Annotated in this window: 29 protein-coding genes; 19 read left to right on the top strand and 10 right to left on the bottom strand. The window is 40.6% G+C overall.

Annotation, left to right across the window (positions count from 1 at the left end; translation table 11 throughout):
• Positions 1 to 154 precede the first annotated feature (154 nt).
• Together NOS7524_RS10630 and NOS7524_RS10625 are read left to right on the top strand one after the other, a co-directional pair.
• Entirely contained in the window at positions 155 to 853 is a 699-nt protein-coding gene (locus tag NOS7524_RS10630) for a hypothetical protein (RefSeq protein WP_015138486.1), read from the top strand.
• A gap of 335 nt (positions 854 to 1188) precedes the next feature.
• Positions 1189 to 2430: an S-layer homology domain-containing protein gene (locus NOS7524_RS10625; protein WP_015138485.1), complete on the top strand. Its 1242-nt coding sequence runs from the start codon at positions 1189 to 1191 to the stop codon at positions 2428 to 2430.
• A 92-nt stretch (positions 2431 to 2522) separates the two neighbouring features.
• On the opposite strand, the gene NOS7524_RS10620 is transcribed toward NOS7524_RS10625, so the two are convergent.
• Positions 2523 to 3854: a sensor histidine kinase gene (locus NOS7524_RS10620; protein WP_015138484.1), complete on the bottom strand. Its 1332-nt coding sequence runs from the start codon at positions 3852 to 3854 to the stop codon at positions 2523 to 2525.
• Positions 3855 to 4134: 280 nt separating this feature from the next.
• Here NOS7524_RS10620 and NOS7524_RS10615 point away from each other — a divergent pair, with 280 nt between their 5' ends.
• The gene (locus NOS7524_RS10615; protein ID WP_015138483.1) at positions 4135 to 4452 is read left to right on the top strand and encodes a DUF3155 domain-containing protein; all 318 of its coding nucleotides are present in this window, start codon (positions 4135 to 4137) and stop codon (positions 4450 to 4452) included.
• A 417-nt stretch (positions 4453 to 4869) separates the two neighbouring features.
• Here the strand turns inward: NOS7524_RS10615 and NOS7524_RS10610 are convergent, their stop codons facing one another.
• Both NOS7524_RS10610 and NOS7524_RS10605 read right to left on the bottom strand, forming a co-directional pair.
• A complete protein-coding gene (locus NOS7524_RS10610; RefSeq protein ID WP_015138482.1) occupies positions 4870 to 5397 on the bottom strand; it encodes a cofactor assembly of complex C subunit B in 528 nt (175 codons plus the stop codon).
• A 52-nt stretch (positions 5398 to 5449) separates the two neighbouring features.
• A complete protein-coding gene (locus NOS7524_RS10605; protein ID WP_015138481.1) occupies positions 5450 to 5797 on the bottom strand; it encodes a PadR family transcriptional regulator in 348 nt (115 codons plus the stop codon).
• A 588-nt stretch (positions 5798 to 6385) separates the two neighbouring features.
• Between NOS7524_RS10605 and NOS7524_RS10600 the strand changes: the two genes are divergently transcribed.
• The 8 genes from NOS7524_RS10600 to rpsN all read left to right on the top strand — a co-directional run bounded on the left by NOS7524_RS10600 (position 6386) and on the right by rpsN (position 11911).
• Positions 6386 to 6967: a DUF3611 family protein gene (locus NOS7524_RS10600; protein ID WP_015138480.1), complete on the top strand. Its 582-nt coding sequence runs from the start codon at positions 6386 to 6388 to the stop codon at positions 6965 to 6967.
• A 152-nt stretch (positions 6968 to 7119) separates the two neighbouring features.
• The gene (serS, locus tag NOS7524_RS10595; protein WP_015138479.1) at positions 7120 to 8400 is read left to right on the top strand and encodes a serine--tRNA ligase; all 1281 of its coding nucleotides are present in this window, start codon (positions 7120 to 7122) and stop codon (positions 8398 to 8400) included.
• Between the two features lie 290 nt (positions 8401 to 8690).
• On the top strand, positions 8691 to 8930 hold the full coding sequence (locus NOS7524_RS10590; protein ID WP_015138478.1) for a type II toxin-antitoxin system Phd/YefM family antitoxin: 240 nt from the start codon (positions 8691 to 8693) through the stop codon (positions 8928 to 8930).
• Positions 8906 to 9256 (top strand): Txe/YoeB family addiction module toxin, encoded by a 351-nt coding sequence (locus NOS7524_RS10585; RefSeq protein ID WP_235622420.1) that lies wholly within the window; start codon positions 8906 to 8908, stop codon positions 9254 to 9256. Before NOS7524_RS10590 ends, NOS7524_RS10585 begins: the two co-directional genes overlap by 25 nt.
• A 33-nt stretch (positions 9257 to 9289) precedes the next feature.
• The gene (locus NOS7524_RS10580) at positions 9290 to 9535 is read left to right on the top strand and encodes a hypothetical protein (RefSeq protein ID WP_015138476.1); all 246 of its coding nucleotides are present in this window, start codon (positions 9290 to 9292) and stop codon (positions 9533 to 9535) included.
• A gap of 68 nt (positions 9536 to 9603) precedes the next feature.
• On the top strand, positions 9604 to 10701 hold the full coding sequence (gene rseP, locus NOS7524_RS10575) for an RIP metalloprotease RseP (RefSeq protein WP_015138475.1): 1098 nt from the start codon (positions 9604 to 9606) through the stop codon (positions 10699 to 10701).
• Positions 10677 to 11360, top strand: coding sequence for an endonuclease III (gene nth, locus NOS7524_RS10570; protein ID WP_015138474.1), 684 nt, complete (start codon positions 10677 to 10679; stop codon positions 11358 to 11360). The genes rseP and nth overlap by 25 nt, the downstream gene beginning before the upstream one ends.
• Positions 11361 to 11608: 248 nt before the next feature.
• Positions 11609 to 11911 (top strand): 30S ribosomal protein S14, encoded by a 303-nt coding sequence (gene rpsN, locus NOS7524_RS10560; protein ID WP_015138473.1) that lies wholly within the window; start codon positions 11609 to 11611, stop codon positions 11909 to 11911.
• 55 nt (positions 11912 to 11966) lie between these two features.
• On the opposite strand, the gene NOS7524_RS10555 is transcribed toward rpsN, so the two are convergent.
• A complete protein-coding gene (locus NOS7524_RS10555; protein ID WP_015138472.1) occupies positions 11967 to 12296 on the bottom strand; it encodes a hypothetical protein in 330 nt (109 codons plus the stop codon).
• Positions 12297 to 12400: 104 nt separating this feature from the next.
• On the opposite strand from NOS7524_RS10555, the gene aat reads away from it, so the two are divergent.
• A complete protein-coding gene (aat, locus tag NOS7524_RS10550) occupies positions 12401 to 12976 on the top strand; it encodes a leucyl/phenylalanyl-tRNA--protein transferase (RefSeq protein WP_015138471.1) in 576 nt (191 codons plus the stop codon).
• 442 nt (positions 12977 to 13418) lie between these two features.
• Positions 13419 to 15056 carry an IS1634 family transposase gene (locus NOS7524_RS10545; protein WP_083882648.1) on the top strand — a complete coding sequence of 546 codons (1638 nt, stop codon included), beginning with the start codon at positions 13419 to 13421 and terminating at the stop codon, positions 15054 to 15056.
• Positions 15057 to 15354: 298 nt separating this feature from the next.
• On the opposite strand, the gene NOS7524_RS10540 is transcribed toward NOS7524_RS10545, so the two are convergent.
• The 5 genes from NOS7524_RS10540 to NOS7524_RS10520 all read right to left on the bottom strand — a co-directional run bounded on the left by NOS7524_RS10540 (position 15355) and on the right by NOS7524_RS10520 (position 18602).
• Positions 15355 to 15690, bottom strand: a complete 336-nt coding sequence (locus tag NOS7524_RS10540) for a type II toxin-antitoxin system VapC family toxin (RefSeq protein WP_235622419.1) — start codon at positions 15688 to 15690, stop codon at positions 15355 to 15357.
• Between the two features lie 38 nt (positions 15691 to 15728).
• A complete protein-coding gene (locus tag NOS7524_RS10535; protein ID WP_015138468.1) occupies positions 15729 to 16019 on the bottom strand; it encodes a hypothetical protein in 291 nt (96 codons plus the stop codon).
• A gap of 283 nt (positions 16020 to 16302) precedes the next feature.
• A complete protein-coding gene (locus NOS7524_RS10530; protein ID WP_015138467.1) occupies positions 16303 to 16683 on the bottom strand; it encodes a hypothetical protein in 381 nt (126 codons plus the stop codon).
• A 77-nt stretch (positions 16684 to 16760) separates the two neighbouring features.
• Positions 16761 to 17579, bottom strand: a complete 819-nt coding sequence (locus NOS7524_RS10525; protein WP_015138466.1) for a DUF3598 family protein — start codon at positions 17577 to 17579, stop codon at positions 16761 to 16763.
• A 117-nt stretch (positions 17580 to 17696) separates the two neighbouring features.
• Positions 17697 to 18602 (bottom strand): cell division protein FtsX, encoded by a 906-nt coding sequence (locus NOS7524_RS10520; protein WP_015138465.1) that lies wholly within the window; start codon positions 18600 to 18602, stop codon positions 17697 to 17699.
• A gap of 217 nt (positions 18603 to 18819) precedes the next feature.
• Here NOS7524_RS10520 and def point away from each other — a divergent pair, with 217 nt between their 5' ends.
• From def to NOS7524_RS10495, 5 genes are all read left to right on the top strand, one after another.
• Positions 18820 to 19383 carry a peptide deformylase gene (gene def / locus NOS7524_RS10515; RefSeq protein ID WP_015138464.1) on the top strand — a complete coding sequence of 188 codons (564 nt, stop codon included), beginning with the start codon at positions 18820 to 18822 and terminating at the stop codon, positions 19381 to 19383.
• A gap of 12 nt (positions 19384 to 19395) precedes the next feature.
• Entirely contained in the window at positions 19396 to 19599 is a 204-nt protein-coding gene (locus NOS7524_RS28510) for a hypothetical protein (RefSeq protein WP_015138463.1), read from the top strand.
• Between the two features lie 166 nt (positions 19600 to 19765).
• A complete protein-coding gene (locus NOS7524_RS10510; protein WP_015138462.1) occupies positions 19766 to 20569 on the top strand; it encodes a PD-(D/E)XK nuclease family protein in 804 nt (267 codons plus the stop codon).
• 161 nt (positions 20570 to 20730) lie between these two features.
• The gene (gene recJ, locus NOS7524_RS10505) at positions 20731 to 23046 is read left to right on the top strand and encodes a single-stranded-DNA-specific exonuclease RecJ (protein WP_015138461.1); all 2316 of its coding nucleotides are present in this window, start codon (positions 20731 to 20733) and stop codon (positions 23044 to 23046) included.
• Positions 23047 to 23854: 808 nt separating this feature from the next.
• Entirely contained in the window at positions 23855 to 24652 is a 798-nt protein-coding gene (locus tag NOS7524_RS10495; protein ID WP_015138460.1) for a helix-turn-helix transcriptional regulator, read from the top strand.
• On the opposite strand, the gene tnpC is transcribed toward NOS7524_RS10495, so the two are convergent.
• On the bottom strand, positions 24635 to 26107 hold the full coding sequence (gene tnpC / locus NOS7524_RS10490; protein ID WP_015138459.1) for an IS66 family transposase: 1473 nt from the start codon (positions 26105 to 26107) through the stop codon (positions 24635 to 24637). The genes NOS7524_RS10495 and tnpC overlap by 18 nt on opposite strands.
• Positions 26108 to 26169: 62 nt before the next feature.
• Here tnpC and NOS7524_RS10485 point away from each other — a divergent pair, with 62 nt between their 5' ends.
• Complete coding sequence (locus tag NOS7524_RS10485; protein ID WP_083882594.1) at positions 26170 to 26841, top strand: iron-siderophore ABC transporter substrate-binding protein; 672 nt, start codon at positions 26170 to 26172, stop codon at positions 26839 to 26841.
• The last annotated feature ends 9 nt before the right edge of the window (positions 26842 to 26850 follow it).

Genomic DNA, 26850 nt, shown 5'->3' with positions numbered 1-26850 from the left:
GGGTTTTCTGGGCAGAACGTAAAAAACCTACATCTGCCCCTCAAAGCCTCAATGTGGGGAACAATGCTTATGCACAGGTTGCAAAACACTCAGAAACAATCTCAGTAAGTCCTCGTCATTGATAGATATCACAGTATGAATACCATAGCTATTTATGAACTATCGGAATTATTGCCAATCTGGAGCCGCCGCACTCATGGCAATCACAGTGACTACAGGTGCTATCACTCCGATGATTGCCTTTGCCCCTGCTGCTCATGCTCAATATAATATTGGGCAAAGTAGAACAACTATTATCCCGGCTGGGGTGAATTTTCCTGTTAGATACGATAAGGAAAAAATCGTTGTTACTCGTGGAGAAACCTTACCGCTAACCTTGAGAATTGCTAACAATATCATTGATCGGAATAGAAATGTGTTGATTCCTGCTGGTACTGAAGTTGTTGGACAACTAGAACCAGTATATTTTGACGGCAGATTTTCCACAGACAGAAACGATCAAAATAATATCAGAGGTGTCCGGTTTGTCGCCAGAGAATTAGTTTATGCTTCTGGCAGAAGGCAAACAATTAACGCTAACTCTCAGACATTCACTCAAACCGAGAAAATTAGCAAAAACGATTCTAGCAAAGTATTAACAGATGCAGCGATTGGTGCTGGTGCAGCAGCTGCAATTTCACTGATTACAGGTAATCGCAGAATTGAGATTTTAGAACCTGTCGGTGGTGCTGCTGCTGGTGCTTTAGCTAGCATATTACTACGGAGGAAAGAAGCTGAAGTCTTCGTGATTAGACCAGAACAAGACTTAAGACTATCACTAAATACTAACTTGAATGTGGATTTAATCCGCTAGTAACCCGTACTGAATTTTAGTTGTGAAATTCATTATCCCCCATCAGCGATCGCTATTCTCAGAGTAAGTAGGCGATCGCTTAATTTTTGCCCAATTAATTATTCAAAAATAACAGCCCAACATCCTTAGACCTCTTTCATTAACCTTACAGCTTTGATATCAGCAAATATTCTATTACTTATTGCAGATTTTTCATAATATAAATACTCATTTTGTCTGACATACTTGCGTAAAAAATATTTCCCACAATATAGATATAGTAGAAACTTTTTATTGTATATTTTTGTCTAAGGATTTAACAAGAAAACAAATAATTGTGTGAGGCAATAAAGTATATGTTTAATTTAAATCGTTGGCAATCTGGCACAGCTGCACTCATGGCTTTAAGTGTCACAGCAGGAACTGTCGCACCTTTTGTTGTAGCTGCTCCATCCTTTGCTCAAAATACCTTTTTTGATGTTTCATCTAACTATTGGGCAGCACCTTTTATTCGAGAATTATCACAACGTGGTGTCATTGCTGGGTTTCCTGATGGTAGTTTCCGCCCAGAAGAACCAGTAACTCGCGCTCAATTTGCCGCAATGGTCAATAAAGCTTTCCAAAAAGCACCACAACGGCAAGCTATTAGATTTGTAGACGTACCTACCAACTATTGGGGATATAGTGCGATTCAGCAAGCCTATACCATCGGTTTCTTGTCAGGTTATCCCGGCAACCGCTTTGAACCAAACCAAGCCATTCCCCGACAGCAAGTTTTAGTTTCCCTCGCCAACGGACTACAATATAATCCCGGTGCTAACGTTGAAAGCACTCTGCAATATTTCAACGATGCCAATAATATAGCTGGTTATGCTCGTAGCCCCATCGCTGCCGCCACAGAGCAAAAAATCGTCGTTAATTACCCCAATGTCAGGTTTTTAAATCCCACCGCCACTGCTACCCGCGCCCAGGTAGCAGCTTTTATCTACCAAGCATTAGTTAGTTCCAATCAAGCCTCAGCTATTAACTCTCCCTATATCGTGGCTCTTCAAACCACAACCCCTACACCTATAGCGGTAACAATTCCTCAAGGAACAGTTATCCCAGTGAAGTACGACAAGGCAGAAAAAATCCTGGTGACAAAAGATGAAACAGCACCCTTGACACTTACAGTAGAACAAAATGTCATCACCCAAGAAGGTGCTGTAGTTGTTCCGGCTGGTAGTCAAGTAATCGGTCAACTCAGACCTGCACAGGGTGGTTCTCAATTCGTTGCTAACAAACTGGTTTTAACTACAGGTCAAGAGTACGACATCAGCGCCACTTCTGAGGTCATTACCAAAACAGAAACCGTTAGAAAAGGTACTAGCACCGGTACAATTCTCAAGAATACTGTTTTAGGTGCAGGTGCTGCTGCTGCTGTATCTGCGGTTACAGGCGATCGCGCCGTTGCCACGGAAGAAGTTTTAGGCGGTGCTGCTATTGGTGGTTTAATTGGCTTATTCTTTGGCAGAAATAGCGTTGATTTAATCGCTATCGACCCAGACACCGACTTACAAATGACTATTAATCAGAATTTACAAGTTTCATTGAGATAGTTAATAGATAAGATAGGGTGATTGGTGTAAAGAATTGGTTTTTTAAACTACGATCAACTATACTTCTCAATCATTAACCCAATAACTAATGACTATTGACTAATAGGCAACCAAATAATCACAGTTGTTCCCGGCGCATCAGGTGAAGCGATCGCCCAATTAATTGCAGGGCTGAAAACTTCGATTTCACCTTGCATTTGCTCAATTAATTGTTTAGCGATCGCGATTCCTAAACCTGTGCCGGGAATTTCTGTTTGCGCTTGTACTCCCCGGTAATGTCTCTCACCAAGATGGGCTAAATCTTCTGGGGGAATTCCAGGGCCAGTATCACTAATAGCAATGCCTTGTAAATTAGCTTTTTCTCGTCCTAATTGTATGTAAATATTGCCACCTGGGGGTGTATATTTAATGGCATTATCCATGATATTACTCAATACCTCTTGTAAAGCTTTAATATTTGCTTTTACTAAAGGTAAATTTCGGGGAATATCTGCAATCAATTCCAGATTTTTCTCTTGAGCGATCGCTTGAGCAGATACTAATAGTGGGGCTAATAAATCAGCTAAGGAGCAATCTATTTCTTGCTCTCCAGTGCCGGGTAATAATAATGCTGGTTTCGCTTCTCTTTGTACAGTTGCTTCTACAAATATTTCATTTTTTGGTAGTGAAAGTAGTTCAGAATCTGCATCTACCCAGTCGATGACCTCATCAAATTTTTGCAGTAATTCTTTGAGGCGATCGCTCTCCCTCACGATATTTTCTCCCACATCTCGATTTGGATCTCCTGGTCGCAGTCGCTTTAATAACAACTTGCCAAAGGTGCGTAAGGCAGTTAACGGGTTACGAAACTGATGTAATAAGTTATCTAACAAATCTCGCTGCTGTTCTTGCAAAATTTGCTGTTGATGTAGTTGATGTTGCAACCAGGCGCGACGCTGATCCAAAATACAAGCGATCGCTAGTGTTTGCCCAATATTTTGAATTTGGCTTTGTTCTTGTTCATTCCACGGGCGATCGTCTCTACCCGTCACCAATAATCCCATCATCACACCCTCATGGAGTAGAGGAAAGACAAATTGGTGTCCATTGAGTAAAAATTCTTCTGGAAAATGCTGTTGTTCAGCCTCTGATGCTTCTGTTGATGGTGCTGGTGTTAATAACCTTCCTTGCGGCTGAGGTAGCATCAACACATTTCCTACTTGTAATTGTTTCCTGGTTGTAGCCTCAATAATTTCATCCCCAGGCATGATTACTGCTGTCTCTGGATAAACGACCACAGGAATCAATTTGGCTTCACCTGTAGGAGACTCCACCAATTCTTGGGTTAAATAAACCACACTTAAAGATGCTCCCAGCCCTTGGGTAAGTAGCGCGATTTGCTCTCTACACAGAGCCACAAAATCTGAACTGGCAGACATTAACATTTTTCAGCTCTTGCTCAGGATCACGGAATATGAGGGAAAATTAAATAAGGTACTCTGTTTTCCCCACTCATTTATAAAGCTTAACTAAATCTTTTTAGTAATGGTTTTCGCCAAGGAATTCTTTATTGCTTCACTTTATGATTAATCTACTGTCAATAGTAGTAATTTCCTTGTATCAAAAGTTAAAAAACTATTGATCTTTTGAACTAGAACTTATATAATTACGACGGATTTTGTAGCTATCACTACAATCTATAGCTTGAAAGAGGAGGAAAATAGGTTGGCAAGGAGACGTAAAAGAAAAAGTCGTCGTCGCCAAGAAGGACGGCGGATTTTAGAACACGTGCCTCAATATAGCATCGAAAGCGGCGAAGAAAAACCTGTGACAGCAGCCAGAAAATTCATTCAAGCTGAAGGTATCTTGCCACCAGCGTTGCTACTCGTAAAGCGAAACGAACACACTACAGACCGCTATTTCTGGGCAGAGAAAGGGCTGTTTGGCGCTCAATACGTAGAAGAGAACCATTTCTTGTTTCCGAGCCTGCGGATACTCGAATCTCCCGCAGGTTCAGAACCGGTGGCTGTGGGCAGTCGCTGAGTCACAAATGGATATCTTACCGTGTTGAGTGCAACTTCTGACAACCATTTAACTGGCAAAAATGCTCAGTGTATGCAAAGTTTCCAATTTTTTTAAGTTTGTAACTGATTTGCCAGTAGAGCTAGACCGAGTAATTAGACAATCAACTTCCAGCCAGTGACTTTTAGTTTATCTGGGTTGATTTCTGGTCTCATCATGCACAAGGGAGTCAGGATAGAGTTCAAAGCGTCCAAAAGCGAGAGTTACGTTGTGCTTTCATCCTGTGGATTGCTCAGGAAGCTCTCTCAACACCTCAAGCTTTTCCCTACGATTTTCTATCGTAGGGAAAATAAATACTTGATAGCCTAATATCTATTTACTCAGCTTCCATCCTAAATCCGCATCTTTGTGGCACGAGATTATCAAAATCACTAAAAATTATTCGCCTTTTAGTTGTAGGGCGTTCTGCAACTCAATAATTTCATCCCGATGGGCAGTCACAGTAATTTTGCTAGATGGCTGCTTTTGGCTGAGGTTTGGTTCTAGCTTCAGAAACACCTTTTCCAGTCTGCCAGCTTTCTGCCAATAAAAAAGACCACTCAAAGGCGACAGTAGCAACAGCCCCAAAGAAAGATTGCTGTACTGGGGAAAAAGGAACGATAGGACTAAAGAAAGACAAACCAGACCAACAGCAGCTAGTAGGGTTAAAAACACAGCTAGAAAGATACTAGGTTTGACAAACCCTTCAAAAGTTACTTGGTTGTGTGCTTTGTCTATCCCTACCACTCGGTAAGACCGAGATTGAAAATAATCTTGCAATTTAGGCATAAAGACGGCTTCATCTTGCTCAGATATCAGTTGTGCTGTTTGTGTGCGGTCTTTAGTCGAAGCCCGAATAAAGAAGAACAGCCCAACCGATAACAACAAGGTTAGCAGCAACGTGGATGGCAAAATAGCGGTATCCATAGCTAATTGTTACTGGTTAACTGGAGGTGATTTATTCATTATTAATTATTGGTTAATTTGTCCTCCGATTTATGTAGTTTTGCCAAAGCCGTGCTAAATCCTGGGCTTGACCTTGCCATTCTGGAGAAATCTGGTACATCCGCCGAGGACGGCCTCGCCCTTCGAGTTTCTTCCAATACCCAGTGACAGCACTATGGTCTTCGAGAAATTTGATGGCACTGTAAAGTACAGTATCTGAAAGGCGATAGGTGGGATATTCAGTTTCTAGTTGCTGAATCAACTCAGTGCCGTAGGATTCACCTTGTAGCAAAACATCAAGAATGTAACAAATTGCTAGTTCCTGGCAGAGATAAATTGGCGGAGGATTCTCAAAGAATTGATATATATCCTCAAGTTTCATAGTTAGTGAATGGCTAAAATTATGGCTTAGGGTGAAATCTACATCTTTGTAGTCAGTATATAGTGCTACTCCAATTTGGGTAAGTATATAGTGCTACTTAGGCAGAATTTCCTAAGTAAGTGTCAACATGGGAAGATTTCCTACGGGATAAAGCCGCAGAACAGCTGTAAAAATCTTAGGAGCGCCAAATAATACGCCCCTACCCTAGCTCTAATTAGTGTTGTGAGGAGCAATCAAGACAGTGGTTTTGCCACTCTCTTGGTGTCAAGTAATGCCGAGCTGGTTAGAACTGCTTAAACGTAAGATGCCATCGAAAAAATTTTACAGGTAAAATGCCGTTTTGTCTGTAAATCTGTAAAAGTTAATCAAGACTTTGTGTAATAGTAACTATCCTAGTCAAATCATCAAAAATTCAGACACTTAAAATGCTAGGGTCACAGTCTGTAGATAGATTAAAAAAATACTCAAAACTCAATTTTGGAGCTTGACAGGACTGACGCAAAACACCAAGATTAATTTTCTATACCCTACCCTACGGGATTTAATTATGATTAAAACTAGCAAGTGCCTGGCACGTTGGTGATCAGTATGTCACGAAACTCCGATACTCCATCGTCTTCTTCTAATCTCCGAACAATTGCCCAAACTTTTCGCCTGACAGGCTGGATTAGCTTTTGGATTCAGTTAGTGCTAGGTGTAGTTTCTGGTATTATTGTGCTGCTATTTGCAATTTTTAGTCAAAGAGCGGGCAGTCCCAGTAATAATCCTGGAACTGGGTTTGGTGTCTTTTTAGCAGTTTGTGGACTACTAATCTTATGTGGGGGTATTTATATAGCTTTCAGATACACCAGAATTGGCAACCAACTCATGTCATCCAACCCTAGCAACCGCCCTCGTAAAGTGGAAACAGTACAAGTTTTACGTTTAGGACTATGGATAAATTTAATCGGGACGCTAGTCACACTTTTGGGAGCGCAGGCGATCGTTGGTACATTGGTAGCGAGGTCAATATCGCCCCAAGCTATTACTACTCAATTTTTTGACCCCACCAGAATCATTAGTGGTCTAGATATGCTAGTAGTACAGTCCAACACCAATACTGTCTCAGCTCACTTTGCTGGTTTGGTGGCTTCGCTTTGGCTACTCAATCGCATCAACCGACAACAGTAGCTAAAATGAGACGGGCAAGTATTCTTCCCCACTCCCTACTACCTACTCCCTTGTTTATATAATTTTTGTATTTGCTTTTCCTGTCATAGCAAGTCAAAATCAGTATATGCTGATGTGTTGGCAGGAAGTAGGCAAAAGACTGAGAAAAATCTGTGCTGGATATTAAGCAAATACGGGAAAATTCCCAACTAATTCAGGAACGGTTGAATAGTCGTAGTGGTAAATACGACATAGAACCGATATTACAGTTAGATCGACAGCAACGGGACATAGAAGTGACTCGTAGCCAACTGCAAGCTCGCAGTAATGAAATTGGTAAGCTGGTTGGGCAGAAGATTAAATCTGGTATCAATCCGCAAGACCCAGAAATTCAAAGTTTGCGGGACGAGGGGAACGCTGTTAAAGCCCAATTGAGTGAACTAGAACCCAAAGAAAAAGCACTCAAGGCAGAAATTGAGCAACTTATCCTCGCAATTCCCAACATACCTAGTGATTCTACACCTTTGGGAAAAAGCGAAGAAGATAACGTAGAAGTTCGCCGTTGGGGTGATGAGTACATACCTCAGAATCCCAATATTCTGCCGCATTGGGAAATTGGCGAAAAGCTCGGTATTCTCAATGTAGAGCGAGCTGTAAAAGTTGCCCAAAGTCGCTTTGTCAACTTAATCGGGGCTGGTGCTGCCCTAGAAAGGGCATTAATTCACTTGATGCTGACTATGCAAACCCAAGCCGGGTATGTAGAAGTCAGTCCGCCGATATTGGTAAATAGCGAATCTTTGACGGCGACAGGCCAGTTACCCAAGTTTGCGGAAGAAAGTTTTAAATGTGCTGATGATGATTTGTGGCTAATTCCGACAGCAGAAGTACCCGTGACAAACCTTTACCGGGGGGAGATTCTCGCGGCGGAAGATTTACCTATCTACCACTGTGCTTATACTCCTTGTTTCCGTCGAGAGGCGGGTAGTTATGGGCGGGATATGCGGGGGTTAATTCGCTTGCATCAATTCAATAAAGTGGAGTTGGTGAAATTTGTGCATCCCAGCACCTCTTTTGATGAGTTGGAAAAATTAGTAGGAAATGCGGAAGCAATTTTACAGGCTCTCAAGTTACCTTACCGCGTGATTAATTTATGTAGTGGTGATTTGGGTTTCTCTTCCACTAAAACCTATGATTTAGAGGTTTGGCTACCTTCTTCTGGCAAGTACCGGGAGATTTCTAGTTGTTCCAATTTTGTAGACTTCCAGGCGCGACGGGCAGATATTCGGTTCAAGGAAGTTGGGAAGAAAGGTACTCAGTTTGTGCATACTCTCAATGGTTCTGGTTTGGCTGTGGGGCGCACAATGGCGGCTATTTTGGAAAATTATCAGCAACCGGATGGGACAGTGTTGATACCAGAAGTGTTGCAACCTTTCTTGGGACGTGAAACTTTGTAATTAGATATCTGGTGAATAAGTAGAGGCGTTTTATTGAGCGTCTCTACACATTTCTATAACTTTATAGAAATATGTTAATTAGCAATAAAAAATGAGAATTTAATAAGCTCCATCGTGGTGTAAAAAAAGCATGGTATACACCGCTAATTTGTGTTTATTTTGATTTAAAGATGGGTATGATATCTTCCTTGAAGATGAAGCAACAGGCAAAAATTAAGCAAGAATGGGAACAAGTAAAAGAAAATAGAATATGTGAGATGAGTAGTAGAGCTTAATAGTAAGGATATAGGATGATGATTCCAATTAATGAAGCTCAAAAACAGTTACAGGATTTAATTGATTCCGTGAATCAGTCACATAAATCCATTGTGATTGCAGGAAAAAGTAGCAATGCAGTTTTGTTGTCGGAAGCAGATTGGGCATCTGTACAGGAAACCCTCTATCTTCTCTCAGTTCCAGGTATGCGAGAATCAATTCACGAAGGACTTGCAACACCGATTGAGGAGTGCGATCGCCAGTTAGATTGGTGAATTGGGATTTAGTTTATACTAAACAAGCTCAGAAAGATGCCAAGAAACTAGCTGCTAGCAATTTAAGAGATAAGGCGCAAGAGTTATTAGATATCATTCAAACTAACCCATTTCAGAATCCGCCACCTTACGAAAAGTTAGTGGGAGATTTAGAAGGTGCATACTCCCGACGAATACATATTCAGCATCGGTTGGTATATGAAGTAATTGAATCCGAAAATACGGTAAAAGTGTTGCGGATGGGACGCATTATGAGTAATGGGATACTTCAGTTAAGTTCAATTGGCTTAATCCCAATGCCAGCGATCGCCTCAACTATAATTTAAGAAAGCCCAAAGGTTAATAAAACCCTGATTGCCATGTTAAAAAGTTACGAAGCGATTTATGAAAATGGTCAAGTAACATGGGTATCGGAACAACCCCAAGTTAATACTGCTCGTGTCATTGTTACCTTCATAGAAGAAACCTTAGCACCGAAAAAACGACGCACTCCCCCTGCATCTATTGCTGGCAAAGGTAAAACATTGGGGGATATTGTCAGTCCTATTGTTAATGAAATCGCTACGCTGAATCCAAGCATCATCTCACCCTGGGAGATAGGTTGAGTCTGTGCGTCCGTTCCCTAACTACTACAATAAAAATATATATCCAAATATTTTGACTAATTTGCTCTATGTCAGTTTTAGCAGCGATCGCAGTCTTGGCTGTATTAATCTTGGTACATGAACTGGGGCATTTTATCGCCGCCCGTTCTCAAGGTATCCATGTCAACCGTTTTTCTTTGGGGTTTGGCCCTGTTCTGTGGAAGTACCAAGGCCCAGAAACCGAGTATGCTATCAGAGCTTTCCCCTTGGGTGGTTTTGTGGGGTTTCCTGATGATGATCCCGATAGCGATATTCCTCCCAATGACCCGAATTTGCTGCGTAACCGGCCAATTTTAGATCGAGCGATCGTTATTAGCGCCGGGGTAATAGCCAATTTAATTTTTGCTTATATGCTACTGGTAGCTCAAGTTAGCTTCATTGGCATCGGACAAGCTAGCCAGCCAGGGGTACTTATTCAACAGCTAGCACCAGAGGTGAGTGATGTAGCTACCACAGCTGGACTGCAAGCCGGAGATGTGATTATTGCAGCTAATGGACAAAAATTTGGCACTTCCCTACAGGCAATAGATAGTTTAAGAGACATCATCAAAAGTAGTCCCAATCAGCAGATTCAACTAGAAATTACCCGTGGGGACAAAACATTATCTGTGAATGTCGTTCCTGAAGCCAAATCCACAGGAGGCAGTATTGGGATTGGGCTTGCACCTAACGGCAAAGTTGAACGCCGTCCCGTTACTAATCCAGTCCAAGCTTTTAGTATTGGTGCTGCTGAATTTCAGCGCATAGTCACCATGACATTTAAAGGATTTGGACAGCTAATTACTAACTTTGGTGAAACTGCTGGACAAGTTGCTGGCCCGATTAAAATTGTGGAAATTGGAGCTAACATTGCTCAAAACGATACAGGTAGTTTGTTCTTTTTTGCGGCTTTAATTAGCATCAACTTGGCAATCATCAATATTTTGCCTCTTCCAGCTTTAGACGGTGGACAACTAGCATTTTTACTAATTGAAGGTTTGCGGGGTAAGCCCTTGCCTAATCGGATTCAAGAAGGTGTGATGCAAACAGGTTTAATGCTACTCTTAGGACTGGGAATTTTTCTGATTGTGAAAGAAACTACCCAGTTAACTACACAGTTGGAATGGGTGCAAAAATTGTTCCAGTGAGTACCAAGCGCAAATCACCATCAAAGCAGCAACGGGCATTAGAAATTCTGACTCGCCTGAAGCGACTTTATCCAGATGCAACTTGCTCTTTGACCTATTCGACTCCAGTGCAGCTGCTGGTGGCAACTATTCTCTCAGCTCAGTGTACAGATGAGCGAGTGAATCAAGTTACACCAGTTTTATTTAGTCGGTTTCCTGATGCTGCAAGTTTAGGGAATGCCGACTTAGCAGAGTTAGAAACTTTGGTGCGTTCCACCGGGTTTTATCGTAATAAGGCGAAAAATATTCAGGCTGCCTGTAGGATGATTGTCAGTGAGTTTGATTCTGTAGTTCCTAACACAATGGAACAGTTGTTAAAACTGCCTGGGGTAGCACGGAAAACAGCAAATGTGGTTTTAGCTCATGCTTACGGGATTAATGCGGGGGTGACAGTAGATACTCACGTTAAGCGCCTCAGCCAACGCTTGGGTTTAACTAAGTACGCAGATCCCATTCACATTGAAAAAGATTTGATGAAGTTATTACCCCAGCCAGATTGGGAAAATTGGTCAATTCGGATAATTTATCACGGTCGTGCCGTCTGTAAAGCCCGTTCTCCGGCTTGTGAGGCTTGTGAACTGGCTGATTTATGCCCTACTGCTGTGGGAGCAGGGGAGTGAGGGGAGTGAGGGGAGTGAGGGGAGCAGGGGAGGCAGGGGAGGCAGAGGAGCAGAGGAGCAGAGGAGCAGAGGAGAAAAACTTTTACCCAGTCCCCAATCCCCAATCCCCAATCCCCAGTCCCCAATCCCCAATCCCCAGTCCCCAATCCCCAATCCCCAGTCCCCAAGTAAATAAATGAAAAGAGAGACGATCAGCCTTTCCTAAAGGTAGAATGGAAAATGCTGTCTTTACGTTTGTAAGATAATTTATGGCAAAAAAGAGTATGATTGAGCGCGAGAAAAAACGCGCTAAGTTGGTTGAAAAGTATGCTGCCAAGCGGGAAGCTCTGTTAGAAGAGTTTAGAACAACAGAGTCTCCCCTCGATAAGCTAGAAATTCACCGCCAAATCCAACAACTACCCCGTAACAGTGCGCCCTCTCGTCGCCGTAACCGTTGCTGGTTAACTGGTCGTCCTAGAGGCGTGTACCGTGATTTTGGACTGTCTCGGAACGTTTTGCGGGAATGGGCGCACGAAGGTCTGTTGCCTGGAGTTGTTAAGTCTAGCTGGTAGTCATTAGTCATTAGTCATTAGTCATTAAGATGGACTTTTGACTATGGACTTTACTTTATTGACCGCAACAACGGTCTATACCCAGACTTTCTAAGAGTAGATCGCTGACGGCGTTAGCGATCGCAAACTCTCCATAAAAGCTTTTGGAAAAATCAAACGCCTGCATCTCGGTGACAATGGCAATCACCAGAGAACCTAAATCGTTCTCTCCTTCCATTCTTTGGCGCATGAAAATTTGTGCTGCTCGTTGAGCAATATTGTGATTGACTGCTTCTGGGATGAATTCTGTATCAAGCCACCGCAGCAAACGCTCTTGTAACCATTCACTTTCAAGGTGAGGATTTTCAGATGGTGGGAGAGTGATAGGTGGTATTGGTTGTGTCATCTTTGTTAACCAGAGTAATTATCAGGAAGTTACAGAGGAGTGCAGAGGATGACTTATGGCATCAAACTGTGTTCCTCTGATATTTTTTATCTTTAGTTTTATTTATGCAATATGATATCGCTGCTATTGTTCAGGGTTATGCTCAAGGCTATTTTCTCATGGCTGATGACGATGACGGACTGGGATGGTACAGTAGTCGCGATCGCACTTTAATTCCTTTGGATGAGCAATTCCGCTACCCTACCTCATTACGGCGTGTTTTGAATCAAGAACGCTTTACTGTGGCGATTAATCGTGATTTTCCGGCGGTAGTTGCAGGTTGCGCGAACCGAGAAACCACATGGATTTCCCCTGAATTACAAGAGATTTACTTGCTATTGCGCCAAGCTGGTTTTGCTTACAGTTTTGAAACTTGGCAAGGTGACAAACTAGCTGGAGGAATTTTAGGAATTGTTATTGGTGGTGCTTTTATTGGTGAGTCGATGTTTTACCGCATTCCTGAAGGTTCTAAAGTAGCGATGGTGAAGTTGGTAGAACAATTACGTCAGCAAGGATTTGTGCTGTTTGACGCTCAAATGATGAATCCCCACTTGGAAAGATTTGGTGCTTATAGCGTTAATGATGAAGAATATCAAACTCTACTGCAACAGGCATTAGTAACACGTTGCACTCTTGTCTAGGGTGACTTGAAAAAGGCAGTAGTGAGTGGGGTTAGGGGTGTAAGAGTGTAGAGGAAAGAGGAATTTATATCCAAGATTCAATTGATAAAGTTATTACCTGTTGCATTCGCTGAAAGTCTCTATCAGCCGTTACGATAGTGAGATGATTTTGTATGGCAATAGCAGCTATCCAACCCACCTTCCGCACCCTAACTGTCACACATCAAGCAAAGCCAGCAAAGTAGTACACAAGAACTAAAGTCAATTCAATTGCTAAGAGAGGTAATGAGAATAAGTTGCATTAAAATCGACAGGGGGAGTGAGAAAGTGAAGTTTTGCCGCAGAGATAAAAGAAAGGAAAAGAAAAGTTCAGAGAAAAAAATTAATTGCTCATAAAAAGATAAATGAGAAAATCACAACAGAAGCTGTGGAGAAATCTGTTGTGCAATTGCCACCCCAAGAAATGGAAATTCAGAACATAGACCATCTAGGGATAGTAGCAGGAATAATAGATAGGATAGGATTAGTAGAAATAATCAATGAATTAATAGGAGTTGAAAAAGGAGAAAAAATCAGTTCAGGTCATGTTGTCAAAGCCATGATATTGAATGGGTTAGGATTTGTATCCAAACCTTTATATATGTTTCCCAAATATTTTGAAACAATAGCCTGTGAGCATTTAATGGGAGTAGGAGTAAAACCAGAATATCTCAACGACGATAAGCTGGGAAGAGTCATGGATAAACTATTTATCAAAGGACTGGATACAATATTTTCTATCATTGCCTTAAAAGCTGCCCAAAAATTTGGTGTATCTCTGTCATCATCACATTTAGATTCGTCATCAATGCACGTACATGGGCAGTACAACACCAGATTACCAGAAGTAATATTTGAGAATCAACAAATAGGAAATACCCAAGAATCAGAAGAATTAGTAGTAAAATCACCAAAAGAGATTACCATCACCTATGGCTATTCCCGTGACCATAGACCAGACTTAAAACAATTTATCATAGAACTAATATGTTCGGGAGATGGAGATATACCAATATTTTTAAAATTAGCATCTGGAAATCAAGCTGACTCATCCTGCTTTGGTCAAATAGCAGTAGAGTATCAAAAACAATTAGAAGTTGATAGTCTCATAGTTGCAGACTCGGCTTTATACACAGAATCAAATCTGAAATTAATGTCGGATTTACGTTGGTTATGTCGAGTGCCATTAACCATTAAAGCAGCACAATCATTAATATCAACATTAGCAGCATCAGAATTTATTGATAGTAACTTACCAGGATATAAATTTGCTGCAAAAATTGTAAGTTATGCAGGAATAGAGCAAAGATGGTTGGTAGTGCAAAGTCAAGAGCGAAAAGCATCAGACCTGCGTAAACTTTCACAAAAAATTACGAAAGCTGAATCGAAAGCTGTTCTTGAGTTAAAAGAATTATCAAAAGATAAATTTGCTTGTGAGGTTGATGCTGTCAAGGCATTAACCAAACTATCAAAACAATTTAAATACCATCAAATTCAGTCGAGCCAAGTTACTGAAATCAAGTTCAAAAATCAAGATAATCAAGTAGAAACAGCATACCAAATATCAGCGACAGTTTCCCAGGACGAAAGTAAAATTAACACAGAAGTTCTGGGTGCAGGACGTTTCATTATTGCCACTAATGTTTTAGATTTAAATGAACTTAGCAATGACTCGATGTTGAATGAATATAAAGCCCAGCAGTCTTGTGAAAGAGGATTTGCTTTCCTGAAAGACCCATTATTTTTTGCCGACAGTATTTTCCTCAAAAGTCCAGAGAGAATAGAGTCATTGGCAATGATTATGGGTTTATGTCTGCTAGTTTATACCTTGGCTCAACGTCAAATCAGGACTACACTCAGAAAATCTCAATCAACAATTAAGAATCAGTTAGGTAAATCGACTGACCGCCCCACTTTACGCTGGATTTTTCAATGCTTTCAGTCTATTCATTTAGTTAAATTTAAGAATGAAAAACACATCTCTAATTGGAATCCCGAAAGAGACTTTATCTTAAATCTTTTACCTGATGATTGTTTAATTTATTATCAATTAGCCAGCTAACTCTTCTCTCTATTAATTTTATTTCTCCAATATCATGAGCTAATCTCTTTGATTCATAGCTCTTTTCTTTTTGCCAATAATTTAGGTTTTTCGCAGGCTTTATGAGTCTAATTTATCATTTTCCTCTTCAACGTCTTCTTTTATTTATCTCTCACTCCTTCCTATTCCCTTAGTTCTTATTGGTACTTATTGAGAATAGGTTTTGATGCCATTTTTGCTGGTTTATTGTTACTCAAATGTCTTTTGACACTCAGTATGTCTGTTTTTATTCTCACTTCGATGTTTCTTCTCCGTTATTTCACTCTGTGATACTTATGGGTGCGGAATGTGGGATCCAAATGTCATTTTCACCAAACCCTAAATCAGTAATTGTTGTTTTTCTCCGCTTGTTTTTTTCTTTTGGTGCAAATTTATTAAATAAAGCTGCTTTTAGTTGACCGTAGATAGTAGCAGTGAATTCATCAATATTGTGGATTTGTATACCCTTCATGAAATTATTAATGATGGCTAAGTTATTTTCTATATTTTGAGAGCGTTCTGCCATGTCTACAAGTTCTCCTTGTACAATGACACAGGTTGAAACTAGACTGTTTTCAATCGCTGCAAGGTGACTCAGTACATTTGGATTAGCCAAAATGGCAAGACTACAGTGATTTGTATCTAAAAGGTACATTATTTAAAAGGGTTATCGTCATCAAACTTGGCTTTACCACGACTAGCAATAACTGACTGTAGACACTCTTCTAAATCATCACCTTCCCATTTACCAATAGTTTCTAAATGTTTTAGGAGTGAATTACCTGTGGAGTGTACTGCTGTATGGTTAGCAGATTCTACATTTTTTGCTTGTAGATTTATTGCAGTTTCTTTGGTTTTGAGAAAGCGTAAAAAGTCTAGAGTTTCAGCGAGAATAGTATCTGAAGTAGATTCAATTTCTTTTAGCAATTTTTCTTTGATTGTCATAGTGATGTCTGATTTATAATCCTTCCTACCTTATTGTATAGGCAATTATGGTATGTTCTGCTTTCATTGGCACAAGGTACGTACAGATGTATCTTGGTATCAGTTGGTAGTCAGCTTTTTTGTGAAATTGTGTATACACACTGCTAAATCTATAGTTTATCTTTGGTTATTTATGTTTCCGGTACATTACTCAATACGAAAATGCCATATATAAAAATTTAAACCCCAATTCAAATAGAACTGGGTTAATCAGATTAAAGACAATTTAAATGTGTAATTACAACTAAACATCTCCACAGTATTTAGTAGCGATTAGGCGATTATTTCTGTAAACTAAAACTCTGCCGTAACCTTCATCTTTAATGGCAGCATAGAGATAGTTTCTGTTTCTAAATCTGTAAACTAACTCTCCATTTTCATTACGTCTGACTGTGCCACCGTTAAGCAGGAGACTAGGACGTTGTAGGGTAGTAGGTATATTGAAGGCTGCATAGCGTAGTGTACCGTTTCTGAGACGGGAAACTTCTACATAGACATCTTTAGCACTACAGCTAAATTCTGTTGTCGCTGCTAGTGCAGAGCTAGGGATTCCTAAAGTAGCAGTTAATATGGAAGCTGCGCCTGTAACTATAGCTAAGATTTTCGAGAAAGATTTTGTAGTCATATAAATAAGTCCCAAAAGCTTGTATGATTCAGCTACAAAATCAGATTGCTACTTTTCGGATTTGCCAGGAAATAAAGTTAATAAGTTTTGACTCGCTGTTCTGTAACTAAAGTTAAACTTACCCACTCACCTTTATCGTTGTAACTGCGAAGTATGCGTTGGCGCAAGTTCGGTTGAATTAACCAACCCATCTCTAAAATGAAGCATTGGCGTAGCTGAACTTTCAGGGGAAAAGTAGCAGAAGCACCATTAGGTAGTAGTAAAACTTGTACCGACTTTTGCGGATCTTGCTCAAAGAGAATGGTAGAACCGTTGATAGTAGCTGTGGATGTAATGGTGCATCCAGGATAATTAATTGTCTGAGTTAGTCGGTGATAATCATTAAGCTGTAATTTGAGATTTGTAGAGATAGTATCAGGCGATCGCCAATCAGGATATATTGTTGTAGCTTCGCCTTGCCATTCTCCCAATAAGTCATCTATCTGTAAGTGGGGATTTTCTACTGGCTCATTACCTGCTAAATGTTCGCGAATTAAGGTTATTTTATCTAAATGACCGTTTTTATCAAATAATTGGACAAGACGTAAACGGCGATTTTCGTGAATCAAACCGAGTTCTGCACCAAACTCAGCAAAAGGTGCAAGCTGGATAGAACCTTGGGAAAAAGCGCCATTCTCAAAAAATAGAGTGTTTCTTCCTAAAGAACTGTATTCTAAAACTAAATCTGCTTGTCCTTGGCGGCGAACAATCTGGCGGATAGTTTGATTATTGTTCAACCCTTCCAAGGAAACAACACTCTTGATATCTTCTAGAAGTTCACCTTGGGGTGACAATCGAGTAAATGAACCTTGCCATTCACCAAGATTTTGCAGCAAATATTTCCATTGAGAGTTCATATTTTAGTCATTAGTTAGTAGGCAATAGGCAATAGGCAATAGGCAATAGGCAATAGGCAATAGGCAATAGTTATTCTCCTCTGCTCCTCTGCTCCCCCACTCCCCACTCCCTACTCCCTACTCCCTCTTAATGAGACGCTTAACGGCAAATAAGCTTCCTATTAATCCTACACCTGCACCAAAGCTTAAAAGAATTAAAGGTAAAAGTAGAATTTGTGCAGGGGTGAGTTGTAAGCCATTGGCGATAAATTGGATAAATTCGGGTTGGTTGGTGAGTAGCTTACCGATAAACTGCTGAATTACAGAAATGAAACTCCAGGCGATCGCACCACCAAGTAAACCAAAAGCAATACCTTGTAAAATAAACGGTAGATAAATCCACGCCGCAGTTGCACCGACTAGCTGCATAATTTCAATTTCCCGGCGACGTGCTAACACTATCAGACGGATGGTAGTGGTAGTCACCGCGATCGCAGTTAATGTCAAAATAATGGTAATTGTCAAAGTAATCCAATTTAGCCCTCGGTGCAATTGGGCAATCCGTTTCACCGCTTCATCAATGTACTGCACAGTTTCCACTCCCTGCAATTTAGCTAGTTGTGTAGCTAAATTCGGCACAACTTGAGGGTTCCGTGCTTTCACTTTCATTTCATCAACTAGGGGATTTTCCCCTAGCTGTTGTGTTGCACCCTCAATATCAGAAATCCCCAGTTCTTTGACTAATTTTGTCCAAGCTTGCTCTTTGGTAATAGTTTGCAGACTTACTACATCTGGCATTTGTGCAACAAATGTTTCCAGAGTTTGGGCGCGTGTATCAGTATCCAGATATACAGAAACTTCTAACTGGCTACCAAATTGATTCAGCAGTTTTTCGACTTGCCAGGAGGTTTGCAAACTTAAGCCAAATAAGAATAGTAACACTGTGACGGTACTGACAGCAGCCCAATTCATCCAACCGCCACGCAGTAAACCAAGGAAGCTTTCTTTCAACAGGTAGTCAAGTTTGGTAAGGAATTTAAGCACAAATCACCCCAATAAAAAATTTAAAATAAATGCCAGTACACCAATTAGTTTGGTGTCACATAACACTACTCTTTATACTCGACAGCAAGAGTTTTGAATGGGATGGAAGTAAAAAATATGTTGAGTAGTGAGTCAAGTTGGCTAATAACCACGGACTACTAACTAGATTGATAGAATTGAATTAGTAGGAATTTTCACAATCTAGCCGTCGAGAGTCATGCCTTCTGAAATTGCTGTTGAGAAGAAAAAGTTAAAAAATCCGCCTTTGAAACTTCACTATCTAGGCGATCGCGTCCTGCGTCAACCTGCCAAACGCATCACCAAAGTAGACGATGAAATTCGTCAACTCATACGCGAAATGCTACAAACTATGTACAGCAATGATGGCATAGGTTTGGCTGCACCCCAAGTAGGAGTTCATAAACAATTAATCGTTATTGATTGCGAACCCGATAACCCTGCTAATCCACCACTGATATTGATTAACCCCACCATCAAACAAGTCAGCCGCGACATTTGTATGGCTCAAGAAGGGTGTTTGAGTATTCCTGGCGTATATATGGATGTGAAGCGTCCCGCAGTTGTGGAAGTGGCTTATAAAGATGAATATGGCCGTCCGCAAACACTCAAAGCTACTGATTTGCTGGGGCGCTGTATTCAGCATGAAATGGATCACCTCAACGGTGTAGTATTTGTAGATCGTGTAGACAACTCCTTGACTTTGGCACAGGAGTTATCTAAAAATGGCTTCTCGTATCAAGCAGTCAAACCAGTAGGGTAGGGTGGTCTAGTAGTGTATTTAACTCCAAAAAGTGGTTTTTTTCTAGGAAGCTCTTGTGTAACAGCGATCGCAGCTGTTGGTTCGGTGTTTGAATTAAGTTCGGGACAGCCAGATTTAGGTGTCCAAATAACTTCGATTATCCTCGCGTTGAGTATTCCTCTCACGGGATTATTTTTTGTCGCCGCAGTTAGGGACGCAAGGGCTAACATTAAATAAGCATCAGGTACATAAAAAGGGGAAAGGATGAAGTCAACAAGTGAGATTCGTTCTTTCCCCTTTTCTCATGTTTACAGGGGAGTTTTTAACGCATTAGGGACGCTGAGGTAAGCGCAAAGGGACGAGGGGTGGAGTTTTTTACTGCGATCGCTTTTAAAATAGGAGAATGCTGACAACACCTTCTCACCTATTACGATTGTCTCAAGGACATCTCAACTTACTAGAGACTTGTCCCCGTAAATTCCAGCACACATATTTGGAGCAGCTTAATTCACCAGCAAATCCTGAACATGAGGAACGACAAACTTTAGGTAGTCGCTTTCACTTGCTCATGCAGCAACGGGAAATGGGTTTACCTATTGATAGTCTTTTAGCAGCAGATACCCAATTACAAAGTTGGATGTCGGCTTTTACTCATGCTGCGCCAGAGGTTCTCAAAACAGCCACAGATAATTCAACTTTCCGTGAAAGTGAACACTACCGTACCTTACAAGTTCAAGAATATTTGCTGACAGTTATTTATGACTTATTAATTGCTGATTCCCAACAAGCTCAAATTCTGGACTGGAAAACTTATCCCAAACCACCAAATAAACGCGCATTAGCGCAAAACTGGCAAACGCGCCTTTATATGTATGTATTAGCTGAAACTAGCACATACTTACCAGAAAATATTTCTATGAGTTACTGGTTTGTCCAATCTGAAGGTAAATCGCAAAATCTTACATTTACTTATAGCCATACTCAACATCAACAAACAGCCAAAAAGCTGAATCAATTGTTAAGTCAATTAACTACTTGGTTAGAACGTTATCAACAAAATGAGCCATTTCCGCAAGTAGCAACAGGTAGTAAAGCCTGTGATTATTGTCAGTTTGTTGTGAGGTGCGATCGCACTCCCAAAACTGAAGAAATAAAAACCCAAAATTCTTTACCAAATATCGCCAATATTCAAGAAGTAACAATTTAACTGGGGAGTGGGGAGTGGGGAATGGGGAGTGGGGAGTGGGGGAAGATAGGGAAGATAAGGGAGATGGGGGAGAAGAAATAAATACTATTGCCTATTGCCTATTGCCTATTGCCTATTGCCTAATAGCTAATAAGCATTTTCATTTATTTTGAATTAATTTAATGCAGTGGATTTTAACAACAACCGAACAACCACCGGAGTGGTTTATCCAATTAGTAAAACAGTATACACCTGCATCAACAGGTTTATTTGCTGCCCAATTATTATGGCAACGGGGAATTAAAGATAAATCGCAATTAACAGCTTTTATTAACCATAAATCATATCAACCAGCTAGCCCTTTTGAGTTTGGGCAAGAAATGCACTTAGCAATGCAACGCTTGCAACAGGCAAAGAATACTGGCGAAAAAATAAGCATTTGGGGAGATTTTGATGCTGATGGTATCACTTCTACATCCGTACTGTGGGATGGTTTAGGGCAATTTTTTATTCAACATCAACAGTTAACTTATTACATTCCGAATCGCCTCAAAGAATCCCACGGATTGAATGTGGCAGGAATTGATAATTTAGCTCAACAAGATTGTAAATTAATAGTTACTTGTGACACTGGCAGTACAAATATTGATGAAATTATCTATGCCAAAAAGTTAGGAATAGATGTCATAGTTACAGACCATCACACCTTACCTGCTGAACGTCCACCAGTTACAGCAATTATTAATCCGCGTTATTTATCTCCAGAACATCAGCTATTTCATTTGTCTGGGGTGGCGGTGGCTTATAAGTTAGTGGAAGCTCTTTATCAAACCTTACCTGATGTTCCGCAAGAACCGTTAGAGAATTTATTAGATTTAGTCGCAGTCGGGTTAATTGCGGATTTAGTACAGCTGAGTGGTGATTGTCGGTATTTAGCACAGTTGGGTATTCAAAGACTGCAAGCCGATTTTCAACAACCACCAGGCGCAAGGCGCAGGCCGGGAGTAGGACGATTATTGGAATTGTGCCAGAAAAATGGCGATCGCCCCACAGATATTTCCTTTGGTTTAGGACCACGCATCAATGCCGTTAGCCGCATCCAAGGCGATGCTAGTTTCTGCGTCGAATTACTCACCAGTCGGGATATCAAACGCTGCCATCAATTAGCGGAAGTCACAGAACTAGCCAACACCCGCCGCAAATCTTTACAAAAAGATGTACAAGCGCAAGTAGCCCAAAAACTCGCACAATTAGACCTTTCAACCACCAGCGTCATTGTCCTAGAAGACTCCCAATGGCCGGCGGGTGTTTTAGGCTTAGTCGCCGGACAAGTCGCCCAAGAAACCGGCCGTCCGACGATTTTGTTAAGCACAGAGGGGACTGATGAACATTCCCCCCCGACTCCCCTCGCTAGAGGTTCTGCCCGTTCAATCAATTCCGTTGATTTATACCAGTTGGTGAAAGACCAAGCTTATTTGTTACATCGGTTTGGTGGACATCCCTATGCAGCAGGTTTGAGTTTGCCAGTAGAGAATATTCCTTTATTTAGAGATGCGATTAATCAGCAATTACGGCAATCTCTGGGTAGTGTAACTCTCAGCCCCACCGTACAAGCAGATATAACTGTCACAGTTGCAGATTTAGGTAAAGAATTATTTTTAGAACTGAAGTTACTAGAACCTTGTGGTATGGGCAACCCTGTACCAAAATTATTCATTCAAAACTGCTGGTTTGAGAATGCTTGGCATCGCAATCAACAAGATTCCCAGGGGAAAAAGGTACAGTACATTAAAACCGATTTTGACATTCGCGACGACTCCAGCAAAAATCCCTTTCCGGGGATTTGGTGGGGACACTACAAAGATGAGTTACCTGTAGGTAGGTGTGATTGCATTGCAGAATTAGACTATAACACCTACAAAAAACGCTACGAAATCAGATTAATTGCCGTCCGTCCCAGCGCCGACGCAGAACTCAAAATCCAGAACTCAACACATATTCTAGACTGGCGTAACCTCCCCAGTCCCCAGTCCCCAGTCCCCAGTCCCCAGTCCCTAATCATTGAAGAATGTCCCACTAATTGGGATGATTTACGGGCATGGTGGCGACGTTCCGTCTATAATCATCAACAATTAGTCCTAGCTTGGTCTAAACCCAACCATCAACCACCGATGGAAATTTGGCTGACTCTAGTTGGAATTGCTAAATATCTCAGTCGAACACATCAACCAGTTACCCGTGTACAGCTTTTAGAGAAACTGGAGATCAGCGATCGCGCCTTACTTTTGGGAATCAAAGCTTTAAAATATTGGGGATTCACTGTCACCAGACAAGACCGTGATTTACAAATTAGTTGGCATCCCAACACTGTCTCAGAAAATAAGGGTGATGTAGCTGTTGCACAATTTTTAGCCGCCGTCAGTGAAGAACAATTTCAGCAGCAGTATTTTGCGGAAGTGTCTTTGTCTACTATTGTGGCGATCGCTACTAGATTGTAGGGGTATATACTTCCAGAGCCGCAGTATAGGCAGAAATTGCCTGTTCTAGATTCTCGTCTCTGTTTCCTAATATTCTGTTACGGTAAGCATTTCCTAAATTTACGAATGCAAATTGTTTCGTTACCAATCCCAAGTCTGTGGTAACAAATGCAATTCGTTTCGTTACCAATCCCAATCTTTTGGTAACGAATGCGAATTGTTTGGTTACGAATCTGAGTTTTTGATAATTATTCAAGAGAGTTTCGTTACCAATCGCAATTTTTTGATAACTAATACTAATCGTTTAGTCACGAAACTGAATTTTGTGGAGGCGATCGCTCTTTAATCAATAATGCGGTAATGCGATCTTAGGTAATCCGTGTCTCTGTTGTCTCCTTCCCTACCTTCTTGGGTTGGTGAGGTAAAATCTATCATGTCGGCAGTTAGCGATCGCCCAGACATGGTTAGACTCTCAAAACCTCACTTTCTCTAAAGTCACATACCAAGCCATATCCTTTATTCAATAACTTATATACACCTTTGCAGCCATAGAAATATCAGAAACAAGTAAAAACAGCCCTAAAGCAAGGGTATAAGTCTCCTTTTTGCGGATAAGCAAGATTTGATGAGGAGTTTCTGCAAAAACACCCCAAAATTTCTCATTCTCAGGGTGGTAATGATAGTTACACTGTCGCATTAGTTGTTAGCTGCTTACCTAAACTCTAGACAAGATTGTTACACTCTGATACACTCACTTTCAAAGCTATTTGAGAAAATTTATCTATAGCATTATCAATTAGTTGGTGTTAGGTGTTTTGTAGGGTAGCGCATGGCGAATATTATTGCACTGGCAGATTACCAAGAATTTTGGAGAGAACGCAATCAAAACACTAGACAACCAGACCCGTCAGACCCATCTGATATTATTAATTTATGTCCTAAACAATTTGGTAGTGGTTATGAACGTTGGATTGAACTGCGGGGCATTAGTTTACTAATTATTGATGCTGAATTTCATCATGATTTAGTCATAGAAAGAACATCACCAGAAAGTTTTATCGGTGGGCTAGAATTTGGATTTCATTTATTAGGTTATTGGAATAACACTAATGCCGGACAGAATTTTTTTCAAGGTGGCGGTGTCTACCAGAATAACAAATCAGAATTTTTGCAGCAGCAACGACTTTTAAAGGTTGATATACATCTCGAATCCCCTGAATTACTTCACAGTTTTATTACAGGTGGCTTAAATTCCATATCGCCGCAAATCCTTAAAAAACTCATTGAACCTAATCAAGAGCCATATTTTCAAATTGATCATACTACTCCAGAAATGCGAGTTGCCCTTGAACAAATTATCAATTGTCCCTTTATAGGTTTAACCAAAAAAATTTATTTAGAAAGTAAATGTTTAGAGTTAATTGCCTTAAAACTAGAACAATTAGCCACCAGGGAACATAGTTCTACAAAAGCCACTGCTTTAAAAAGAGATGATATCGATAGAATTCATTATGCCAAAGAAATTTTAACTCAAAATCTAGATAATCCCCCTTCCTTACTAGAACTAGCCAGGCAAGTAGGATTAAACGATTACAGTAAGGATTCAGGTCTAATATTGCGGAAGTAAAGAAGGGCGAGACTGAGTATTATTGGAGTCAGCAATTAGACCTTGTGCAAAAAAATCAATTACAGACCTACCTTGACGGCGACAAGTCTGCACCACCGTCAACAAATTAGCAGTGTTTTGAAATCGCTCCATCGAACGTGAACCACCACTAACTTTGCGTTTCGTGACAGCCAAACGTAGCGAACGTTCAGCCTGATTGTTATCAGGGGGAACTTCAGGGTAGTCAAGAAAATACCACCATTGATGTGCTTTATCACGCAAAGAACGTAAAAGCTTGCCTGCTGTAGCCCCTGCTAAGTTAATCCAACAATCGAGTGTTTGTTGCAATTTGGATTTGAATTGATTGACCCAATCATTGTAACTAGCACAGTCAAGAGTCTCAAACCATAGGGCGTAATGTCTAAAAGCTTCATCAATTAAATCAACAAACGTTTCGCCAATGGCTTGGTTGTGAAGACCTGGAAGCTGAATTAATTTTTTGAAATGACGGCGTAGATGTGCTAAACATTTCTGCTGGGCTACAGCTTGATAGCCATTGTAAACGCTAAAATCGTCGCTGCTGAGTACCCCTGTATATTTAGCTCCTAAAATTGTTTCTAGTTCGGCTCTAGAACGAGTATCAGCCGCAGTAAACAGGCAGAAATCAGAATTGGCAACTACCCACAACCATTCTTTCACTCCCTTGACAGACCAAGGTGTTTCATCTACATGAATGTTAGGTTGTGTCTGTTTTACCCAACTACTTAACTCCCTAACGGTCGGTTCTATTGCTTGGGTAATTCGTTCATTGGTGGCGACTAAAGTTCCTAACCCAATTTCAATCTGTCCCAGTTCCCACAACATTTCTTGTTGTTTTTCATAGGGCATATGTGCGTAATTATTTGCCCACCCTAAAAATGCCTGTAAACAGATTCCTAAATCTTGTCCTGGGATGATATCTTCTGGCCACTGAGAAGCTTGTACATTGCCACAACTCTCACACACGCAGGTGTGGCGTTGATACTCCACTATTTCAATAGGACGTTCCACTAATTGCGCTACGACGTGTTTTTCTACTTTTAATGCAAAAGGAGCAAATGCTTTGTGACCACAACAGACACAATCTGTAGGACGTAAAATTTCAGAACGATCTACTCTCCCAAAACCCTTACGAGTCTTACCTTGATGTCCTGCCTGCCCACCTGGTTTCTTTTTCGGCTCGTTTGATTGGTCTTGAGGAGGAGCTTTTTTGTTTTCGCTCTTTTTGTGAATGTCTTGTGATGGTGGTTTCGATGAATTAGAACTATCCAAATCTCTGCTGACTTTTAAACGCTCTATTTCTTGCTTTAGTTCTAGGATAATTTTCTGTAACTCACGTATTACCTTGCTCTGCTCAATAATTATCTCTACCAGTTCTTCCTTTGACAACTGGTTCAAGCTTTCTCGCTCTAATTCTTGAGGCAGGTTTTGGTTCATATTTGTGATACTCTCCCTCAAGTGTTACCTTTGTCAATACTCTACCACCTGAATCCTTACGTATAGCTTATATAGGAAAAGAAAATCAGTTTAATTTAGAAACAACTCTGAAACTACATCCAGATTTAATTATTGGTACATATGGTATTAATTCAGTAAATTATGATTTATTTTCGCAAATAGCACCTACAGTTAAATTACAAAATGTCCATAGTCAATGGCAGGAAACTTTGATAAGTCTTGCTGACATAGTAAATAGAACAGCAACAGCCAAGACATTATTAACCGAATATCAACAACGCCTAGAAAAATTACGCACTGCTTTGGGGAAGGAAATCAATCAACTAGAGGTTTCTGTGAGTCGTTTTCACGGTGGTACTAAACTTCCTGCATTTCGTTCTCAATACTCTTTTCCTGGCAGTATTTTGGCGGAGTTAGGAATTTCTATGCCAGTTCATCAACGGCAATTAATTAAGACTCCTGATGATATTTTAGTAACACTCAGCTTAGAAAAGATAGACTTAATTGATGCTGATGTTTTATTTGTGGCTGTCGATCCTGGTGCTAGGGATTTATTCCAGAAATATCAAAATACTCGTCTTTGGCAAACTCTGAATGTAGTTCAGAATCAGCGAGTTTATAGCGTTGATTCTAGTTACTGGATTTTTGGTAGTATTCTCTCAGCTAATGCCATAGTTGATGATTTATTTAAGTATTTACTAAAACAACTATAATTGATTGCA

Origin of the sequence: Nostoc sp. PCC 7524, assembly GCF_000316645.1 — a bacterium.
Taxonomy (GTDB): domain Bacteria; phylum Cyanobacteriota; class Cyanobacteriia; order Cyanobacteriales; family Nostocaceae; genus Trichormus.
This window is presented reverse-complemented; position numbering and strand designations above follow the sequence as displayed.

Coding starts and splice junctions, on each gene's coding strand:
- nth (WP_015138474.1), top strand. CDS start 10,677: ATGGGTGCAAAAATTGTTCCAGTGAGTACCAAGCGCAAATCACCATCA.
- NOS7524_RS10630 (WP_015138486.1), top strand. CDS start 155: ATGAACTATCGGAATTATTGCCAATCTGGAGCCGCCGCACTCATGGCA.
- NOS7524_RS10600 (WP_015138480.1), top strand. CDS start 6,386: ATGTCACGAAACTCCGATACTCCATCGTCTTCTTCTAATCTCCGAACA.
- recJ (WP_015138461.1), top strand. CDS start 20,731: ATGCAGTGGATTTTAACAACAACCGAACAACCACCGGAGTGGTTTATC.
- NOS7524_RS10510 (WP_015138462.1), top strand. CDS start 19,766: ATGCTGACAACACCTTCTCACCTATTACGATTGTCTCAAGGACATCTC.
- rpsN (WP_015138473.1), top strand. CDS start 11,609: ATGGCAAAAAAGAGTATGATTGAGCGCGAGAAAAAACGCGCTAAGTTG.
- NOS7524_RS10625 (WP_015138485.1), top strand. CDS start 1,189: ATGTTTAATTTAAATCGTTGGCAATCTGGCACAGCTGCACTCATGGCT.
- tnpC (WP_015138459.1), bottom strand. CDS start 26,107: ATGAACCAAAACCTGCCTCAAGAATTAGAGCGAGAAAGCTTGAACCAG.
- rseP (WP_015138475.1), top strand. CDS start 9,604: ATGTCAGTTTTAGCAGCGATCGCAGTCTTGGCTGTATTAATCTTGGTA.
- NOS7524_RS10605 (WP_015138481.1), bottom strand. CDS start 5,797: ATGAAACTTGAGGATATATATCAATTCTTTGAGAATCCTCCGCCAATT.
- NOS7524_RS10620 (WP_015138484.1), bottom strand. CDS start 3,854: ATGTTAATGTCTGCCAGTTCAGATTTTGTGGCTCTGTGTAGAGAGCAA.
- NOS7524_RS10495 (WP_015138460.1), top strand. CDS start 23,855: ATGGCGAATATTATTGCACTGGCAGATTACCAAGAATTTTGGAGAGAA.
- NOS7524_RS10530 (WP_015138467.1), bottom strand. CDS start 16,683: ATGACTACAAAATCTTTCTCGAAAATCTTAGCTATAGTTACAGGCGCA.
- NOS7524_RS10610 (WP_015138482.1), bottom strand. CDS start 5,397: ATGGATACCGCTATTTTGCCATCCACGTTGCTGCTAACCTTGTTGTTA.
- aat (WP_015138471.1), top strand. CDS start 12,401: ATGCAATATGATATCGCTGCTATTGTTCAGGGTTATGCTCAAGGCTAT.
- def (WP_015138464.1), top strand. CDS start 18,820: ATGCCTTCTGAAATTGCTGTTGAGAAGAAAAAGTTAAAAAATCCGCCT.
- NOS7524_RS10535 (WP_015138468.1), bottom strand. CDS start 16,019: ATGACAATCAAAGAAAAATTGCTAAAAGAAATTGAATCTACTTCAGAT.
- NOS7524_RS10580 (WP_015138476.1), top strand. CDS start 9,290: ATGTTAAAAAGTTACGAAGCGATTTATGAAAATGGTCAAGTAACATGG.
- NOS7524_RS10590 (WP_015138478.1), top strand. CDS start 8,691: ATGATGATTCCAATTAATGAAGCTCAAAAACAGTTACAGGATTTAATT.
- NOS7524_RS10555 (WP_015138472.1), bottom strand. CDS start 12,296: ATGACACAACCAATACCACCTATCACTCTCCCACCATCTGAAAATCCT.
- NOS7524_RS10545 (WP_083882648.1), top strand. CDS start 13,419: ATGGAAATTCAGAACATAGACCATCTAGGGATAGTAGCAGGAATAATA.
- NOS7524_RS10525 (WP_015138466.1), bottom strand. CDS start 17,579: ATGAACTCTCAATGGAAATATTTGCTGCAAAATCTTGGTGAATGGCAA.